The sequence below is a fragment of the Rickettsiales bacterium Ac37b genome (assembly GCA_000746585.2).
GTDB lineage: Bacteria > Pseudomonadota > Alphaproteobacteria > Rickettsiales > Arcanibacteraceae > Ac37b.
Genome location: CP009217.2, coordinates 1,771,140 through 1,790,135, shown reverse-complemented (window position 1 = coordinate 1,790,135; position 18,996 = coordinate 1,771,140). Strand labels below are relative to the sequence as shown.

The 18,996-nt window shown below is 31.9% G+C and carries 17 protein-coding genes and 1 pseudogene; 7 read left to right on the top strand and 11 right to left on the bottom strand.

Features of this window, described 5'->3' with window-relative positions; genetic code table 11:
• The first annotated feature begins 15 nt into the window (after positions 1–15).
• The 3 genes from NOVO_08790 (at position 16) to acm_2 (ending at position 1,956) form a co-directional block, all read left to right on the top strand.
• Entirely contained in the window at positions 16–975 is a 960-nt protein-coding gene (locus NOVO_08790; GenBank protein ID AIL66077.1) for an Integrase core domain protein, read from the top strand.
• Positions 976–980: 5 nt separating this feature from the next.
• Complete coding sequence (locus NOVO_08785) at positions 981–1,151, top strand: hypothetical protein (protein AIL66076.1); 171 nt, start codon at positions 981–983, stop codon at positions 1,149–1,151.
• 193 nt (positions 1,152–1,344) lie between these two features.
• A complete protein-coding gene (gene acm_2, locus NOVO_08780; GenBank protein AIL66075.1) occupies positions 1,345–1,956 on the top strand; it encodes a Lysozyme M1 precursor in 612 nt (203 codons plus the stop codon).
• A 227-nt stretch (positions 1,957–2,183) separates the two neighbouring features.
• On the opposite strand, the gene NOVO_08775 is transcribed toward acm_2, so the two are convergent.
• The 8 genes and pseudogenes from NOVO_08775 to ybjQ all read right to left on the bottom strand — a co-directional run bounded on the left by NOVO_08775 (position 2,184) and on the right by ybjQ (position 10,399).
• Positions 2,184–2,492, bottom strand: a complete 309-nt coding sequence (locus NOVO_08775; GenBank protein ID AIL66074.1) for a hypothetical protein — start codon at positions 2,490–2,492, stop codon at positions 2,184–2,186.
• A gap of 152 nt (positions 2,493–2,644) precedes the next feature.
• A complete protein-coding gene (locus NOVO_08770; GenBank protein ID AIL66073.1) occupies positions 2,645–3,037 on the bottom strand; it encodes a Transposase in 393 nt (130 codons plus the stop codon).
• A gap of 340 nt (positions 3,038–3,377) precedes the next feature.
• A pseudogene (rarA_3, locus tag NOVO_08765) lies at positions 3,378–3,869 on the bottom strand (recombination factor protein RarA, C terminal domain only).
• A 5-nt stretch (positions 3,870–3,874) separates the two neighbouring features.
• Entirely contained in the window at positions 3,875–4,834 is a 960-nt protein-coding gene (locus NOVO_08760; protein AIL66071.1) for an Integrase core domain protein, read from the bottom strand.
• Positions 4,835–4,935: 101 nt separating this feature from the next.
• A complete protein-coding gene (locus tag NOVO_08755; GenBank protein ID AIL66070.1) occupies positions 4,936–5,691 on the bottom strand; it encodes a Transposase in 756 nt (251 codons plus the stop codon).
• A gap of 149 nt (positions 5,692–5,840) precedes the next feature.
• Positions 5,841–8,075, bottom strand: coding sequence for a Primosomal protein N' (gene priA, locus NOVO_08750; protein AIL66069.1), 2,235 nt, complete (start codon positions 8,073–8,075; stop codon positions 5,841–5,843).
• 325 nt (positions 8,076–8,400) lie between these two features.
• Positions 8,401–9,909: a 4-amino-4-deoxy-L-arabinose transferase gene (locus NOVO_08745; GenBank protein ID AIL66068.1), complete on the bottom strand. Its 1,509-nt coding sequence runs from the start codon at positions 9,907–9,909 to the stop codon at positions 8,401–8,403.
• Positions 9,910–10,063: 154 nt separating this feature from the next.
• The gene (gene ybjQ / locus NOVO_08740) at positions 10,064–10,399 is read right to left on the bottom strand and encodes a Heavy-metal-binding protein (protein ID AIL66067.1); all 336 of its coding nucleotides are present in this window, start codon (positions 10,397–10,399) and stop codon (positions 10,064–10,066) included.
• A gap of 279 nt (positions 10,400–10,678) precedes the next feature.
• On the opposite strand from ybjQ, the gene NOVO_08735 reads away from it, so the two are divergent.
• On the top strand, positions 10,679–11,488 hold the full coding sequence (locus NOVO_08735) for an Ankyrin repeat protein (protein AIL66066.1): 810 nt from the start codon (positions 10,679–10,681) through the stop codon (positions 11,486–11,488).
• Between the two features lie 4 nt (positions 11,489–11,492).
• Here the strand turns inward: NOVO_08735 and NOVO_08730 are convergent, their stop codons facing one another.
• Positions 11,493–11,801 (bottom strand): hypothetical protein, encoded by a 309-nt coding sequence (locus NOVO_08730; protein AIL66065.1) that lies wholly within the window; start codon positions 11,799–11,801, stop codon positions 11,493–11,495.
• 152 nt (positions 11,802–11,953) lie between these two features.
• The gene (locus NOVO_08725) at positions 11,954–12,346 is read right to left on the bottom strand and encodes a Transposase (protein AIL66064.1); all 393 of its coding nucleotides are present in this window, start codon (positions 12,344–12,346) and stop codon (positions 11,954–11,956) included.
• 119 nt (positions 12,347–12,465) lie between these two features.
• Here NOVO_08725 and cya point away from each other — a divergent pair, with 119 nt between their 5' ends.
• The 3 genes from cya (at position 12,466) to NOVO_08710 (ending at position 17,112) form a co-directional block, all read left to right on the top strand.
• Complete coding sequence (cya, locus tag NOVO_08720) at positions 12,466–16,176, top strand: Ca2+-binding protein, RTX toxin (GenBank protein ID AIL66063.1); 3,711 nt, start codon at positions 12,466–12,468, stop codon at positions 16,174–16,176.
• An 82-nt stretch (positions 16,177–16,258) separates the two neighbouring features.
• Positions 16,259–16,651, top strand: coding sequence for a Transposase (locus NOVO_08715; GenBank protein AIL66062.1), 393 nt, complete (start codon positions 16,259–16,261; stop codon positions 16,649–16,651).
• Between the two features lie 152 nt (positions 16,652–16,803).
• Positions 16,804–17,112, top strand: a complete 309-nt coding sequence (locus NOVO_08710; protein AIL66061.1) for a hypothetical protein — start codon at positions 16,804–16,806, stop codon at positions 17,110–17,112.
• 418 nt (positions 17,113–17,530) lie between these two features.
• Here the strand turns inward: NOVO_08710 and NOVO_08705 are convergent, their stop codons facing one another.
• On the bottom strand, positions 17,531–18,982 hold the full coding sequence (locus NOVO_08705) for a hypothetical protein (protein AIL66060.1): 1,452 nt from the start codon (positions 18,980–18,982) through the stop codon (positions 17,531–17,533).
• Positions 18,983–18,996: the final 14 nt, after the last annotated feature.

Here is an 18,996-nt window from a genome sequence, read left to right as displayed (position 1 = left end):
TAATTTGGAGGAATTGTGGGACAAATATTACATGGCTGCGCCACGACTACGCACGCAATTAGAAAAGAATTACAGCGATCGCAAGCTACGATCAAAGAATTAAGTGAACAATATAATATTAACCCTAAAACTGTGATAAAATGGCGTCAAAGAAAAGAAGAAGGAGTAGAAGATCGCTCTAATGCTCCTAAAAAAGCAACTACTATTTTGAAGCCCGAAGATGAAGCTTTGATTATTGCTTTTCGTAAGTCTACGCAATTACCTTTGGATGATTGCTTTGATGCACTTATTAAAGAAATACCTTATTTAACTCGTTCAAATCTTTACCGATGCCTTAAACGGTACGGTTTATCTTGTTTACCCAAAGAAGATAATATCAAAGAGAAGAAGAAATTTAAGGCTTATGAAATAGGATTTATGCATCTTGATATCACAGAAGTAAGAATTGGTGAGGGAAAATTTTACATATTTGTGGCAATATGTAGAGTGAGTAAATTTGCTTATGTTGAGCTGCATAATAATAGCAATGGCGATACTACAGTTAATTTTCTTGATAACTTGGTAAGTAGCTGTCCCTTTAAGATACATACCATATTAACTGATAATGGTGTTCAATTTGCTTACAATGGTTTAGCCAGGTACAGAGCTCCTAAAGCAAGACATAGATTTGATCTAAAATGTAAAGATTACGGTATCAGGCATCGCACAACAAGGCCTTATAGTCCAAGTACCAATGGTCAAGTAGAAAGAATGAATAGGACTATAAAAGAAGCTACTACTAAGAAGTATCATTATACTAGTAGAGAAGAGTTAGATAGTCATCTACAAGCTTTTGTTATGGCTTATAATTATGCTAAAAGGCTTTCTTCTATTGCTAGAAAAACGCCTTTTGAAATGATCTTGACTTGTTACACACAAAATGCTAATAATTTTAGAATTAATCCTAACCATCAACTACTGAAACCGTACACCTAGTACCAATGTTTGATGAAAGTCTGAAATTATCTTATAATAAAGATGATATTAGTGCTCTAGCCTCTAAAAGAGAAAATATTTGGTCAAGAGTACAAAATTGTAATTTTATGACCATTAATGAAAAACGAGCTGCAGTAGGTTTATCTCCTATACTAGATGGAAATAAAATAGTCTAAAACATTTACTAATTTTTAATATCTTGCTTGTCTGCTCTTATTTCCTTTCAAATTAAACATAATCAAGCTTTTATTTCTAATAAAAGGTTAATTTAACGCTTCCTATTATATAAAATTTATACTATTATTATGGTATATATAAAAAATTTAACTAATTATATAACTATATGTTAATTATTTATGGAGAAATATTATGACCAAAGTAAATAAGGCTATTAACATATCAAAATGGCAAAATAAAATTAATGCTACTGAAATTCATGATCATGGAATAAAAACAGTGATTATGCGGGCTACTGAAGGTGCCACTTATCAGGATCCAAAATTTGTTGAATATTGGAATGAAGTAACTGCCAATAATATAGTACCAGCTGCTTACCATAATTTCCGTGTTTTAACTTCTACTCCAGCGGAGCAAATACAAAATATTAACACTGAACTTGCAAAGGTTAATTTTGATAAAAATATACATGTTCTTGCTGTATCCGTGTTTCCTAATTCAGAGGAAGTTTCGTCTACTGAAAGAGCAGATAAATTGAACGAATTTTTAGATCTCTTAAAACAAGCAGGCTATCAAAAAGTGTACCTTAATACTAATAATAATGATTGGAATGATAAAATTGATTGGCATAAATATGATTTTAGTCAAAATAAATTGTGGATATCACATTGGACAGAGAACCCAGAACCAACTATCCCAGAAACTTGGCAGAATGTAGGATGGGAATGGTGGCAATATAGCTGCATTGGACAAGTGGCAGGGATTTCTGGAGATGTGTGTTTGGATCTTGCTAAAGATGCTTAGTTTTTTAATTTGAATTAGGTGGGGTGTTGATCAATGCTCTCCTAGCTATTAGTAGGCTTCGACTCCTCACTCTTACCCCTAATTCAAATTAATTCACTATAGATCAATATAAGCAACACTTAATCGAAAAAAATAAAAAATCAGGCAGTTTGTAATATGTAATTACTAAATTGTCTGATTTTATTTTTATATTATTAAATTTCTTACCAATTCTTAACTATAGTCAATTAAGTTGAGAATGGCATAGAGAAGCCATAATCAATAGCATCGCTAAGGTTATTAAAATTAGTAATGATAGGTTTGATTTTAGCTTTTAAATGAGCCCAATATTTTTCAATTGGGTTGAGATCAGGAGAGTAAGGTGGTAAGAATAAAAGTTTACAGCCTATATCTTCTATTAAATTCCTAGTTCTAGCTGACTTATGGAACGTTGCATTATCAAGTATTACAACTTGACCAAATCTTAGTTCGGGCACCAAACACTGACTAACCCACTCGTTAAAAACTTCTGTATTACATGTGCCCTTGAAACACATTGGCGCAATAATTTTCTTCCCAACCTTACCTGCAATAAAGCTTTCTCAATCATGTTTTTTACCTGAGATATCACCATAAACTTTACTTCCTCTGAGACTGTATCCCCAAGAATAGTACAAATAGCTATCAATTCCACTCTCATCAATATAAACTATATCTTCCGCTTTATAGTTTGCGATAGCTGCCAAAAATAATTGCCGTTTTGCTTCATCCCGTTCACGATAGAGTGTGGTCTTTTTTTTCGTGTGATCCCCAAAGTCTTGAATGCCAAACAGATAGCAGCTGTAGACACATTAAAAACCTTTGCAAAATCAGATAATAGCCAATTGCTGTTTTTAGACACCTCGTTTAATAATTTGATTGGATCAAGCTTCTTCCATGGCTTAGCTGCTCGTGTGGCTGCTAAATTCCCGGATTTCGATCTCGATAACCATCTATAAATTGTTCTTTCACCTATGCCAAAAATTCTTGCAGCTTCTTCTCTGGTATAACCTTTATTAACATAGTGAATTACTTTTTTACGTAAATCTAAGGAATATGCCATTGCTTCTACTGTTTTGGGTTTATGAGCTTTTTAATATATCATATATCATGTCTTTATCAACTTAATTTACTATAGTATAGACCACTTTGAGAAAATCAGCTTATATATTTCAATATTTTATATTATTTAATTACAATTAATTATTATATTATTTATACTTAAAATTTAAGAGAAATTAGCAATTTAAAATACAATATAAATTATTGAATTAGGAGTAGGCTCAAATAGAACGAGGGCAGATAAAGTAAAGCCTACAAAGAGTAGGAGAGCTTTGATGGGACGATGTATGGAAGTTCAAATGCTTTGACTATAAAAGATATGCTAATAATAAAAATGCTATTTAATCAGTAGTATTCTTGTTAGATAAACTCAGCCAGTATTCAATTCTTTTTTTAATTTCTCGTTCAAAACCACGTTCTATAGGAGAGTAATAAACTGCCTTTTGCATATTATCAGGAAAATAATTTTGTCCAGAAAAACCTTCTGGTAAATCATGGTCATAAATATATCCCTTGCCATAATCATGTTCTTTCATCATGGAAGTTGGAGCATTTAAAATATGTTTGGGAGGGGGAAAAGATCCGGTTTCTTTTGCATCTTTTATAACCTTTTTATAGGCTAGATAGCTTGCATTTGATTTAGGAGCAGTTGCAAGATAAATAACCGCTTGGCTAATTGCTAGCTCTCCTTCTGGTGATCCTAGAAAATCGTAAGCATCTTTTGCAGCTATAGTTTGGGTAAGGGCATTGGGATCGGACATTCCTATATCTTCAACAGCACACCGTACTAGTCTCCTTGCAATATATAATATATTTTCGCCGCCAACTATCATACGTGCTAGGTGTACGGTTTCAGTAGTTGATGGTTAGGATTAATTCTAAAATTATTAGCATTTTGTGTGTAACAAGTCAAGATCATTTCAAAAGGCGTTTTTCTAGCAATAGAAGAAAGCCTTTTAGCATAATTATAAGCCATAACAAAAGCTTGTAGATGACTATCTAACTCTTCTCTACTAGTATAATGATACTTCTTAGTAGTAGCTTCTTTTATAGTCCTATTCATTCTTTCTACTTGACCATTGGTACTTGGACTATAAGGCCTTGTTGTGCGATGCCTGATACCGTAATCTTTACATTTTAGATCAAATCTATGTCTTGCTTTAGGAGCTCTGTACCTGGCTAAACCATTGTAAGCAAATTGAACACCATTATCAGTTAATATGGTATGTATCTTAAAGGGACAGCTACTTACCAAGTTATCAAGAAAATTAACTGTAGTATCGCCATTGCTATTATTATGCAGCTCAACATAAGCAAATTTACTCACTCTACATATTGCCACAAATATGTAAAATTTTCCCTCACCAATTCTTACTTCTGTGATATCAAGATGCATAAATCCTATTTCATAAGCCTTAAATTTCTTCTTCTCTTTGATATTATCTTCTTTGGGTAAACAAGATAAACCGTACCGTTTAAGGCATCGGTAAAGATTTGAACGAGTTAAATAAGGTATTTCTTTAATAAGTGCATCAAAGCAATCATCCAAAGGTAATTGCGTAGACTTACGAAAAGCAATAATCAAAGCTTCATCTTCGGGCTTCAAAATAGTAGTTGCTTTTTTAGGAGCATTAGAGCGATCTTCTACTCCTTCTTCTTTTCTTTGACGCCATTTTATCACAGTTTTAGGGTTAATATTATATTGTTCACTTAATTCTTTGATCGTAGCTTGCGATCGCTGTAATTCTTTTCTAATTGCGTGCGTAGTCGTGGCGCAGCCATGTAATATTTGTCCCACAATTCCTCCAAATTAATTATATCCCTAGCTCTTACTTATATACTCTTTTTTTCTTCCATCAACCCTTGAAATTGTACACCTAGGTTGTGTGCACTTAATATTTATCTCATCCATATAATCAAGGAAGCAAAAGCCAAGAATCCCATAAAAGAAGTAGCTTTCTTATCAAATCTTGCAAAAATTCTTCTAAAATGCTTTATTTTGCCAAAAAAACATTCTATTAAATGTCTTTCTTTGTATAAATCTTTGTCAAAATCTCGTAAAATCTTACGATTACGTCTTGGTAGAATAATAGCTTCACATTCCTGGTTTTCAATCTGTTCCAGTAATCTATTACTATCATAGGCCTTATCTGCTATAATATTACTGCCTTTAAATCCAGCTATCAACTCAGATGCTTGAGTGATATCATTCCTCTGTCCCCCAGTTAATCTGAATCTTAGAGCTTGTCCTAATCCATCGACTACTGCATGAATTTTAGTGGTAAAACCACCTTTGCTCCTGCCCAAACACTCTGCTTCTGCTGAATCTTTTTTATAACCAGCAGAACAAGGATGTGCTCGTATAATAGTAGAATCAATCATTATATTTTCTCCATCATAATCTCTGGTAAAATGGCTTAAAATATTGCTCCACAGATCTTTGGTACACCATGATTCATACCTCTTATGAATACTACGCCATTTGCCGTAATAACCTGGAAGTTCTCTCCATTGAGCACCTGTACGCATAATAAAATATACTGATTCTACAAATTTTCTGGTTACAAATTGATTTTTTATTCTGATGCCTTTGATAGTTTTTAAAGTTTGATAAATTGCTTTCCAATCTGATTTTTTTATGTAATAATTGCGCATGGTAATTCTCCTGTTTTGACAACGGAGATATTACCACCTATCCTTTATTTTTCAACCATCTTATACAGCTTTTTTTTTATTTAGGTGCACATGGCCTAGCTTTATTACATGCAACTATAATAAATAAAAGTATTATTAAATATCTTATTTTAAAAGAAATTATGCGGATCGACATCAATTTTAACTTTAATATTGCTATTTTTTTTAATTAAACTCAGCCAATAATTTAAATATTTTTGTAAATTTATACTACGTTCTGCTTTTACTAATATACGATATCTATATTTAGCCCGTAGTTTATACAAAAACGCTGGAACAGGGCCGAGCACTGTGATATTATCATATATAGGAGCAACTCGCACCAATTCTCTGCTATATTTTTGTACTTTTTCTTCATTATGTCCTGAAATAATAATAGCCGCTAATTTGGTAAAAGGCGGCATTTTGCCATGGCTTCTACTTATCATTTCATTTTTTAAAAATTCTTCTCTGTTATTGGAAGCCAGTGCTCTAATAATAATATTATTACTATTATAAGTTTGAATAATAATTTTACCAAATAGTTTTTCTCTCCCCGCTCTTCCTCCAACTTGATGTAATAATTGATAACTGCGCTCAGCTGCCCGCAAATCTCCTCCAACTAGACCTAAATCTGCATCCACTATACCCACCATGGCAAGGTTAGGAAAATGATGCCCTTTAGCAATTAGTTGAGTACCTATAATTATATCAACTTCATTGGCAAGTATAGAGTTAATTAATTGTTCTGCTTTGCTGGTAGTATTAACTGTATCCTTAGTCATCAATGCTATTTTAGCCTCGGGTATAAAAGATAACACCTCTTCTACTATACGCTCTACTCCAGGTCCACAAGCTCTTAATGTATCTTTAGAATTACATTCAGGGCATATCTCAGGATAAGAAGTACTATAACTACAATGATGACATTTAAGCTGCTTGAGTGCTTTATGTTCTACAAGCCAGGATGTACAAGATTTACAAATAAATCTATAACCACATTTACCACACAAAGTAAGGGGTGCATATCCTCTGCGATTTAAAAAGAGCAAAGATTGCTCTTTTTTGTGATAATTATCTATTAATTCTTTACGCATCAAACTAGAGAGCCAATTATTTTTATCAAGCTGTTCTGTGCACATATCTACTATACGTACATCTGGAGTAAATCCCTTATTATAACGATTATCTAAGGTAATATGATGGAATTTTCCTTTGTTACAATTATAAAAACTTTCCAAAGAAGGGGTAGCTGAGGCAAGTAACACGGTATTATTTTCTTTTGAGGCACGTAATACTGCCATATCACGAGCATGATAACATACTCCATCTTCTTGTTTATAAGATGCATCATGCTCTTCATCGACCACTATTAATCTTAATTTAGAAAATGGCAAAAATAACGCGCTTCTAGCACCAATAACTAATTTTGCTTTACTACTTACAATATCAGCCCAAACCTTTGCTTTATGTGCTGGAGTTAAACCTGAATGCCAAGAATATGGTGTAAAACCAAATCTTTGAGTAAAGCGCTGAATAATTTGGCTAGTTAGTACAATTTCAGGTAATAGTATTAAAGCTTGTCCTATATCTTCTTCTAATATTTTAGCAATAGATGCAAAATATACTTCTGTTTTACCAGCACCCGTTACCCCATCCATTAAAACAACATTATATTCTTTACTATCTATTTTATGATTAATTAAATGTACAACCTCTTTTTGATTATCAGATAACTCTGGCAATACAATATTATATCTTTCCCCATTTAAATTTCCATGTTGTCGTGCTTCATGAATTCGGTCTCTGTCACATACTATAGTACACTCATCTACCTCATCACTCATACTCCTGGTGGATAATTTTAAATGAGAAAAGGTATTATAGTCAGCGAAGTTAGAATGGTCACGTTGTCGTTCGTCCTTCACCGAGCATTTAGTCGGCTTCGAATCCTCACTCCTAGTGTCATTCTCAACTTCCCTAACTATATCTAAAGTACTTTTTTGATACTCGATTGTTTTTTCATAGAAAGCCATTTTTTTATGTAAATTTAGGCCATTTGGTATTACCATTTTTAAAATACCGCCTAACGAAACCATATTATAATTTGCGGATTTGATAATAAAGTGCATAAGAGATTCTGATAATATAGGTATCTTAATAGAGGATTTTACTTTTTTAAGCCTTTCCTGATCTACATTCGTAGAATTATGAATTGCCCATATAATTCCTACCATTTCTTTGTTACGAAATGGAACAATAACAAAAGAACCTATGACTATTTCCTGTTCTCCACACCATATATAGTCTAGCGGTCCTAGGTGATCGATAGGTAATAATATTTTTACTAACTTATTTGATAGCATCTATTACCAATTGCTTACTTAATAGTTTATTAGGATAAATATAACAAAAATAATTTAAAATAATATTAGAAACAAGAAGAAAATGCACAAAATAGTTACGCTACCAGACAAAAAAATTGTAAGCTAGGTTATATAGTTTTTTAATTTGCATACTCAGTTAGCTCTTCGCTTCCCTACCAATAGTTATGGTTAAAAAAGATTTCTTTATTATTACAAAAGCGATACTGATAAAGAAAGTAGCGCAATAATAAGTACCATGTAGGTAATATCCACTAGTAGCGAAAAAGGTAATCAAGTAATGTGCCAAACCTCACTAAATACCTATTTATGGTACTTTAATTAAATGTTCTAAATAGTACACATAATATGTTAATGAATAATTTTTGTATAAGTTAATAGATATAGTACTAATATATAAAATACTATTAAAATATCCTTTTAAGCTGTTAATATCTTGATTTGAGGTAATGAAAAGAAAATTTTTACCTAACAAATTATAGTCAACTTTTTTGGTTAAATCATAGTGATCACGGATAGCTGTAAAATAATTCCATTTATATATATCTACGGGATAAGATTTTACATAATAATTGAGTTCTACTAAAAGTTTACGATCATCTACTAATAAACTAGTTTGAGGATAAGCCAATTTAAGTTTTGTTATGGATTCGCCAAGTTCTTTCCATCCCTTTAATTTTTTGAATGGATCCCTAGTTAAAACTTGACCATTTGCTGCTAGTTTTACGTTAAAAAATTTAGCTAAATCATGGTAATTATAAAAAATCATTGCAGTTAAGAGATGTAAGATAAGAGAATATATTAATAAATGCCTTTTAGTAGAATAAAACGCAAAAGCAGTTGCTTGTACCGTAGCAGTAATATATATAGGAGCTGCCCAATTTGCAAAAGCGCCGGAAAGTAAACTAAGTATACTAATAATCAAGAAAAACGGAATAATAAATGACAATAGTATTTTCTTCTCCTCACGTAATGCTCGAAGAGAACGGATAAATAAATAAACCATAATAGGACCAAAAATTATAATTTGGGCTCCCCAAAATTCTAATAGTTTTTCAGGGTGAAATAATGAACGATGTAAATTACTGATTTCTTTAGTATGTTGATAACTAACAAAATGATTATTAAAATTCCATAAAAGATTAGGCAAGTAAATAAGAAAGACAATGATAAGGCCATACCACGTACGATAATTAAAAAGAAATTGTTTAAGAGAATGTTGCCTAGACCACAATATATATAATAATCCTGAAGGCAAAAAAATAATCATGTTATATTTACTTAAGCATCCTAAACCTATGCTAATTGCAGCTAGTGTCCAATATCCAATATTTTTAGTATCTTCTAAAATGCATAAAAAGAAATAGACACCTAATGCCCAAAAAAATAATAATAAAGTATCAGTAGTAATAAGAGCGGATGATAGGGTAACTGCTGGTAAAGTAATATATATAATTGCTGTAATTAAAGATAATAAAAGATTCTGATATAATTTGTAACTAATAGCAATTAAAACGAAACTTGTTAATAAATGCATAATTGGTGATCCTAAACGAATACAAAATTCTGTATCACCACAAACATTTGTAAATAACCGAATTAGCCATGCGATCATAGGCGGTTTAGAATAATAACCAAAAAACAGATTCCGTGACCAATCCCAATATTGTGCTTCATCTGCGTAGAGATTAAAGCCATTGATACTTAAAAAGTGGATACGATATAAGGTTATAATAATAAGAAAAATAAATAATATATAATTTAAAACTATATTATAAAATTTAGGGGAAAAAGACAGAAATTTTAAATTATACATTAAACTCAATTCATCGATATTACTTATATATTATAGTAAAAAAAATCTAATACGTACACAACGTCACTTCAAAGATCAGTATGTATTCCAATTTAATTAACAGTCGTATTATTATAAAATATTATAATATTGTAAAGTGTCTTTCAGATCATTGTTAAAGTTTTTTGCTAATAACTACTGCTGTACCATAGCAAAATACTTCTGTAGATGGCGTATTTGCACTAATATCTGAAGAATCATAATGAATTCCTATAATAGCATTTGCACCCAAAGAATGTGCTTGCTTTAACATATTTTTAAAAGCCTCATATCTTGTTTGTTCGCACATTTTGGTATAAGAGCCAATAGAACCACCGATAGTGCTCTTTAAAATACCAAGAAAACTTTGCTTTATAGTAGGTGCTCTTACCGTAATGCCTGTTACCAAACCTTTATACTCAATAATCTCGCATCCTTCTATTGTAAAAGTTGTAGTAACTAATATTTCCATAACACTACCCTATATATTATTTTGAAATAAAATTTTATTAAAAGAGGAGTCTAAGAAGATATATTTAATTTTTAGTTAAGATATTCGAGGATCAATATTTTATTATTTTAATAAAATATATAACTGATAAGATTAACCGAAACTTATAAGCAATTATAGTTTTACATTAATTAATTAATATAATAATTAATGTAATAAATTAATTCTAATTAAACATTTACACTTTATTATAAAAATGCTATAAATTTATTGTTATGAAATATAAAAATTATATAAAAAATGCTGAATACTACAAAATCATTTTCATTAATTGCTAATCAATTCGTAGTAAATTTTTTATTACAAATAGGGCATGCAAAAACTCAAGAAGATATAAATCAAATCAACAATATATTAGCAAATGAACCTAATAGTATTATGGCTACTAATAACAAGTCCTGTAATGTGTTACACGCTATAGCTTTAAATCCCAATAATATAGCTGACTCATTATTAGAAACAATTGAGCAATATATTACATTAGATTCTATGCATTTATATTACGATCAATGTTTTGGAGGATATACACCTCTTATGATTTCACTTTCACAAAAACAGGAAAATAATTTTTTTCCTCTACTAAATTCACAATATAGAATGCTAAAAAAATATATACCAAACCAAATACAACATAATCTAAAGTATACAATTAATATCCAAGATAATCTAGGTAAGTCACTTCTGCATTTAGCTGTAGAAATACAACATTCTGAGTACACTACAACTTTATTACAACAGGGGGCTGATCCTAATATGCTAGATAATTCTGGACAATCTCCACTGCATTTAGCTGTACTACAGAATTTTAACTACCCTAAAATTTTAGCAAAAGGCGTTGATAATCCCATTGTAATATATAACTGCAAAAAATCTATGCCTCATTTAGCTATTACACCCAGTTTCAATCACCCTAAAGCTTTATTACAACAGGGAGCTAATCCTAACATGCTAGATAATTCTGGACAATCTCCACTTCATCTAGCTATAGCAAAACATAACTACGAGTATACTGAAGTTTTATTAGAATATGCCGCCAATCCTAATATATAGTCAATTAAGTTGAGAATGGCATAGAGAAGCCATAATCAATAGCATCGCTAAGGTTATTAAAATTAGTAATGATAGGTTTGATTTTAGCTTTTAAATGAGCCCAATATTTTTCAATTGGGTTGAGATCAGGAGAGTAAGGTGGTAAGAATAAAAGTTTACAGCCTATATCTTCTATTAAATTCCTAGTTCTAGCTGACTTATGGAACGTTGCATTATCAAGTATTACAACTTGACCAAATCTTAGTTCGGGCACCAAACACTGACTAACCCACTCGTTAAAAACTTCTGTATTACATGTGCCCTTGAAACACATTGGCGCAATAATTTTCTTCCCAACCTTACCTGCAATAAAGCTTTCTCAATCATGTTTTTTACCTGAGATATCACCATAAACTTTACTTCCTCTGAGACTGTATCCCCAAGAATAGTACAAATAGCTATCAATTCCACTCTCATCAATATAAACTATATCTTCCGCTTTATAGTTTGCGATAGCTGCCAAAAATAATTGCCGTTTTGCTTCATCCCGTTCACGATAGAGTGTGGTCTTTTTTTTCGTGTGATCCCCAAAGTCTTGAATGCCAAACAGATAGCAGCTGTAGACACATTAAAAACCTTTGCAAAATCAGATAATAGCCAATTGCTGTTTTTAGACACCTCGTTTAATAATTTGATTGGATCAAGCTTCTTCCATGGCTTAGCTGCTCGTGTGGCTGCTAAATTCCCGGATTTCGATCTCGATAACCATCTATAAATTGTTCTTTCACCTATGCCAAAAATTCTTGCAGCTTCTTCTCTGGTATAACCTTTATTAACATAGTGAATTACTTTTTTACGTAAATCTAAGGAATATGCCATTGCTTCTACTGTTTTGGGTTTATGAGCTTTTTAATATATCATATATCATGTCTTTATCAACTTAATTTACTATACATAATGCTAAGCAAGAGTATAATAATGAAGAACAAAAACTAGAAGTGTTAATTACTAATGAATATGTGGGACAGGTAAATGTTGCTAAAAAAGAGCTGAATAAATTAAAGGAACTTCTAGAGCAAGAAGCAAATGGATTATATAGCTATTTTGTAGCAGAGCTTCCTAAATTAGTGGCACAGGAAAAGAATAAAAAAGAAGAAATTTCGGATGAAGAGTTTGTTGATTTTAATGAACTCACTAACCAATTTGTGTTAACACAAAGAAATCAAACTATATTAAATTCTGAGGTAAAAATAAATCCAGAAACATTGTTTATGCCTATGATGCGAGGTTATGGTGAATTACCATCCTTCCATATTGCTATGAGTGAAAATGCTAATCTTAAAGCATTGGTTGAAGAGTTTATAACTCTTGGCTTAGATAGCTTAGATTACATACAGACTAAAATAATGAATATAGTTTATGAGTGGGCAGGGGTTACTCATATAGATGAAAATGCTAGAATTGCCGCAGGTGGAGCTAATATTGAAGCTAGAAAAGTAGCATTTGTAGAGCAGTTAACTGGTCAAGCATTTAGGCAGCTTGGAGCTGCAAAATTTGTGGGGCAACATGCATCAACCTCAATCCAAAAAGTTTGGGATACAGCTTTGATTAGGATAAGTAAAAATTTATTGGTGCAAGGGCCGATGATGGAAATCTTCGCTAAAGCTGAGTATTTTTTCGATAATGATAATATTATGCTTAATACTAACTTTGCTGAAACAATTGCTATCCTGCAAAACTGGAAAGGAAAGCTTAGCTATTCTACGTGGGTGCAAATTGGCTATATACTTGCTACCAGTACGCAGGAACTTGGAATTTCTATCGAAGAGATTAAAGCCAAGTTATCAGAGCTAGCGGGAGAAGCTATAATGCTTAATTCGGGTATGTTTGGACTTATTGGTGATGATTTTGATAATATCATTAAGGGAACAAGCGGTAGTGATTATATCAAAGGATTAAAGGGCAATGATAAGTTATATGGCAGCGATGCTTCTGATCATCTAGAAGGGGATGAGGGTGATGATGAATTATATGGTGATAGCGGGAATGATCATATATATGGCGAAAAGGGTGATGACCATATTGAAGGGGGAGAGGGCGCAGACTATATGGATGGAGGAGAAGGAGAAAATACGCTTTCTTATGGCGATTCTCCGGTTGGTGTTAAAATACACTTGGCTAAAGGTGAAGCTAATTATGGTCATGCTGAAGGTGATAATTTTAAAAATTTTCAAAATATAGGTGGCTCTGAATTTAATGATCATTTAACTGGTGATGAAAAGGATAATTACATTAATGGTGAAGGTGGAGATGATGAAATCCATGGCGCAGAAGGAGATGATGATCTTTTTGGTGCTAAGGGCCATGATGCTCTATATGGGGAAGAAGGTGATGATACCTTGTCTGGTTTTGAAGGGATAGATAATATGGATGGGGGAGAAGGGGTGGATACTGCATCTTATCATCATCCTTATGCAACAGTTGGGGTAAATGTGGACTTAGCACGAGGCTATGGGATAGGTGGATATGCAAGTGGTGATACATACCAAAATATAGAGAATGTAGTTGGTTCAAAATTTAATGACGTCATTAAAGGGAATGCAGAAAATAATCTTTTGAAAGGTATGGAAGGTAATGATTTATTATATGGAGAAGCAGGAGATGATAAGCTTGTAGGTGGCAGCGGGGAAAATAAGATATTTGCTGGCGCTGGTAATGATTATATTCTAACAGGTATTGGGGCTGATGAAATAGATGGTGGAGAGGGTGAAGATACTATTAGTTATGAGTATGCAAGCTCTGGTGCTGTCGTAAATATGAAGCTGGGTATGAGTATAACTGGTATTGATCAAAACAATTTTATAAATATTGAGAATGTAATAGGCAGTGAGCATAATGACCAAATTAATGGCGATTATAAAGATAATAAATTATATGGTTTAGGTGGTAATGATGTTATAGAAGCAGGTGCAGGTAATGATATCATAGCGCCTGGTGAAGGCGATGATAAAGCATTTGGCGAGGATGGAGATGATTATTTCCTTGGGGATCTTGGGGCTGATGAAATAGATGGGGGTAAAGGGAAGGATACTGTTGATTATTCTAAATCTTTTGAAGGAATTAAAATAAATCTTGCTAAAAATATAACGTCTGGCGGAATTGCAGCTGGTGATAAATTATACAACATTGAAAATATAGTTGGTACCAATTTTGCAGATAATCTAATTGGTGATGATCATGATAACCAGCTGCATGGAATGGGCGGAGATGATAAAATCTGTGGCGGTAAAGGAAATGATATAATAAGTGGAGGTAAGGGTAAAAATCAACTATATGGAGAAGAAGGAAACGATCTATTTCTTTTACATGAAGGTATAAACAACGTGATTGGCGGAGAAGGATATAACACCGCTGATTATAGTAAAGCAAGTGCTGGGGTTAATATTAATTTAGCTGAAAAACAAGGAAAAAAATCTACTGGTGAAATTGATAGTTTTGTTGATATTAAAGGCACTATAGGTTCTAATTATGATGATATTATTATAGGTGATGAAGAAGATAATATTTTATCTGGCAATGCAGGAAATGATTATATTAATGGTGGTGAGTGGCATGATACTATTTCGGGTGGAGAAGGCAATAACACTCTCGTTGGTGAAGGGGGAAATGACATCTTCTTAGTGAGCGCAGGATCTAATGATATAGATGGAGGTAATGGAGTTGATACTATAAATTATAGCAATTTACGTGAAGATGAATATAAGCTGATAATCGAAAAAGAATTGGAAATGCGTAGCTCAAATCAATCTCTTCCTACTTATGCATTGCAGCAATTTAATGAACCTGTTTTAAGTGATACTAAGGGTTTAAAAATAGATTTAAACTTAGGTTATGTAGAAAAATCTGAAGGGTATGATATATTTACTAATGTAGAAAATATAGTAGGAAGCCATTATGATGATATTATTATAGGTGATAAACAAAATAATATCTTAGATGGTTTTGATGGTGATGATGAAATCCATGGTGGAGAAGGCAATGACATGCTCATTGCAAGAAGAGGAAAAAGCAAGCTATACGGGGATGAAGGAGATGATACCTTTAAAGTAATAGCCGGTACTGCTGATATTTATGGGGGTATAGGTCATAATAGTATTGATTTAATACTATATAATTTGCCGGCTCAGGTGAACCTAGATAAGAAATATATAATTTATGGAGAGCATGTTGCTAATATGTTAGAAAATATTACAGATGTTAGAGGAACTGCTTATAATGATGTAATATATGATAATCATGAAACAAATATAATAGCTGCTGGTAATGGTGATGATGAAATCTATTTAACTGATGGGGATGATTCAGTGAATAGCGAAAAGGGGGATGACAGGATTTATCTTGGAGGTATAGGCAAAAAACAAATCTGGGGAGGATTTGGTAAAGATACTTATATAATTACTCCTAAATATAGTTCTACTGCAGATAATAAAACGATTATAGTAGACTTTGAATATCAAACACCTACCGATAAAATAGACGTTAGTCAATTTCCAGCTATTCACAGTATAGAGGATTTATCCATAGAGCAGATTTACGATAATGACATAATGTATGCCAATATAAAAATCAGCGAAGATAAGGAAATCAGGCTATTTGATGTTAAAGTTTTTGATTTAACAGCAGCGCATTTTATTTTTACAGATCATTAGTTAAGTGTTATAGTAAATTAAGTTGATAAAGACATGATATATGATATATTAAAAAGCTCATAAACCCAAAACAGTAGAAGCAATGGCATATTCCTTAGATTTACGTAAAAAAGTAATTCACTATGTTAATAAAGGTTATACCAGAGAAGAAGCTGCAAGAATTTTTGGCATAGGTGAAAGAACAATTTATAGATGGTTATCGAGATCGAAATCCGGGAATTTAGCAGCCACACGAGCAGCTAAGCCATGGAAGAAGCTTGATCCAATCAAATTATTAAACGAGGTGTCTAAAAACAGCAATTGGCTATTATCTGATTTTGCAAAGGTTTTTAATGTGTCTACAGCTGCTATCTGTTTGGCATTCAAGACTTTGGGGATCACACGAAAAAAAAGACCACACTCTATCGTGAACGGGATGAAGCAAAACGGCAATTATTTTTGGCAGCTATCGCAAACTATAAAGCGGAAGATATAGTTTATATTGATGAGAGTGGAATTGATAGCTATTTGTACTATTCTTGGGGATACAGTCTCAGAGGAAGTAAAGTTTATGGTGATATCTCAGGTAAAAAACATGATTGAGAAAGCTTTATTGCAGGTAAGGTTGGGAAGAAAATTATTGCGCCAATGTGTTTCAAGGGCACATGTAATACAGAAGTTTTTAACGAGTGGGTTAGTCAGTGTTTGGTGCCCGAACTAAGATTTGGTCAAGTTGTAATACTTGATAATGCAACGTTCCATAAGTCAGCTAGAACTAGGAATTTAATAGAAGATATAGGCTGTAAACTTTTATTCTTACCACCTTACTCTCCTGATCTCAACCCAATTGAAAAATATTGGGCTCATTTAAAAGCTAAAATCAAACCTATCATTACTAATTTTAATAACCTTAGCGATGCTATTGATTATGGCTTCTCTATGCCATTCTCAACTTAATTGACTATAATATACCACCAATCTCTTTATTTTCAACCACTTTAGCCTATTCTTACTTTAGAAAACTTCACACAACCTAAATTGTCCATAAAGAATTAGCATTAAATGATCCCAGCTTAGAAAGCTTTTGTAATAACGATTGCTATTATATTTAGATATAATTTTTTTTTATAGATTCACGTGGAATTAACTTTAAAATTTGACAAAAAATACTACTGTTAAACATGGGCTGCTCCAAAATTAAGTTGTCGAAACCTGATTATGGCATTTATGCTGGAGCAGCTCTACATTTTATTCTCATGATTACTTGTTTCTCCGGCTACTTGTGCGCGCATGCGGTAATCTAGTAATACTATTCCTAACTTCCCTAGATACCCGCATACGTGGGTATGACCAAATAAAAACTTCTTTCTTTGCCCTATACTCCTGTACTTGCAGTTTTTTCAGCCAACCTTCCTTCAGCAATTTTTTGCTGCCATAAAGGTTTCTTAGATTTTTGAGTAATTTCCTGTGGTTCAGATTTGATAGGGGATAAGATTAAATTCTCATATTCTTTTAATTTTGCCGTACAATTTTCTAGATATTCCTTCACATTATATTTAGCTATATTTTTCCCTAGTAAATTTAATTCTACTTCCTCTATCTTATGTACTACCAAATTATTTAATAATTTAATCATAATATCTAAACCAGATCGTTTATATTGACTAAAAAATTCCTCAGATTTTTTACCAAATTTCTCTTCTATAATAAAGCTATTAACTAACGCTTCTAGCAGTTGGAAAGAATAATTTACATATACTTCTTTGAAGGGTTGATCAAAATTATATCCAAAATAATAGGTGGATTGTTGTAATAAATAATTAGTTACATCTCCAGCATTTTTTAATAAGTTATAGAAGGGTATTTTAGATTGTTCAAAGATATTGTGATCTTGATTATTTTTATATTTTTCATATAATTCGTACAATTCTGCATAACAATTTCCTACTATTTTATAAGATGCCCAAAATATCAATCTTTCTAATTCGCCTTCTTGTGCTTTTATCTTTGAATCATTATATGAGCTATAAGCATTATGATAATTGCCCTGGCATAAAAATTGATCACCTGTATCAAGTTTTTCTATTATTGTGAATATTTTTTCTCTAGATGATAATTCTTTTTCATAGGGCATAAGTCGTGCATTTAGGATATTATGTCTTACATTATTCAAATTCATTACTTCTGAAATTTTAAGCTCAAGAAATTCTGCACCAAGTTTAGGGTATTTTAAAGTATTATTGCCATATATATCTAAATAAAATGTTGAGATACCTTCTAGAAAATCTACCATATCCCATGCTAATGCTAATATACTTTCATTTTCTAAATGTGCTAATTTTCGGACATTAGGAGTTTTCATTAAATATTGATAATTTTTTTCAACTACTATGATCATATTTATTATAAACTCGTGAAATAATTCTGATTTGATTACCGTTGGTGATACTTCTTTTATTAAAGATAATGAATCATCATATAGTTCTGTGGCTTTATATATACTATCAAAAATTTCCCTATAAAGTTTTTCAAGTTTTATTATAGTTTCCTTATTTGCTAAAAGATTTTGTTGTGAAGCTTCTTGGTAAGCTTGTACTCCAGCAATTAAAGCCTTTTTTATATCACTTTGAGCTAACCCAAATAAAACGTCATAACATTTTAAAAGACTTAAAGGATTACTTTTTGCACCCTTAGAGTTAATTATTTTTATTATATTAGAGCGAATAGAAGGCTCCACTATATTTTCTTCTATTAATGTTAAAGCTTCCTTTACCTTATTATTCTCTATATTGTTCTTAATTTTTTTTATTATTAGATCTTTTTCCATGTTTTATAACCTAA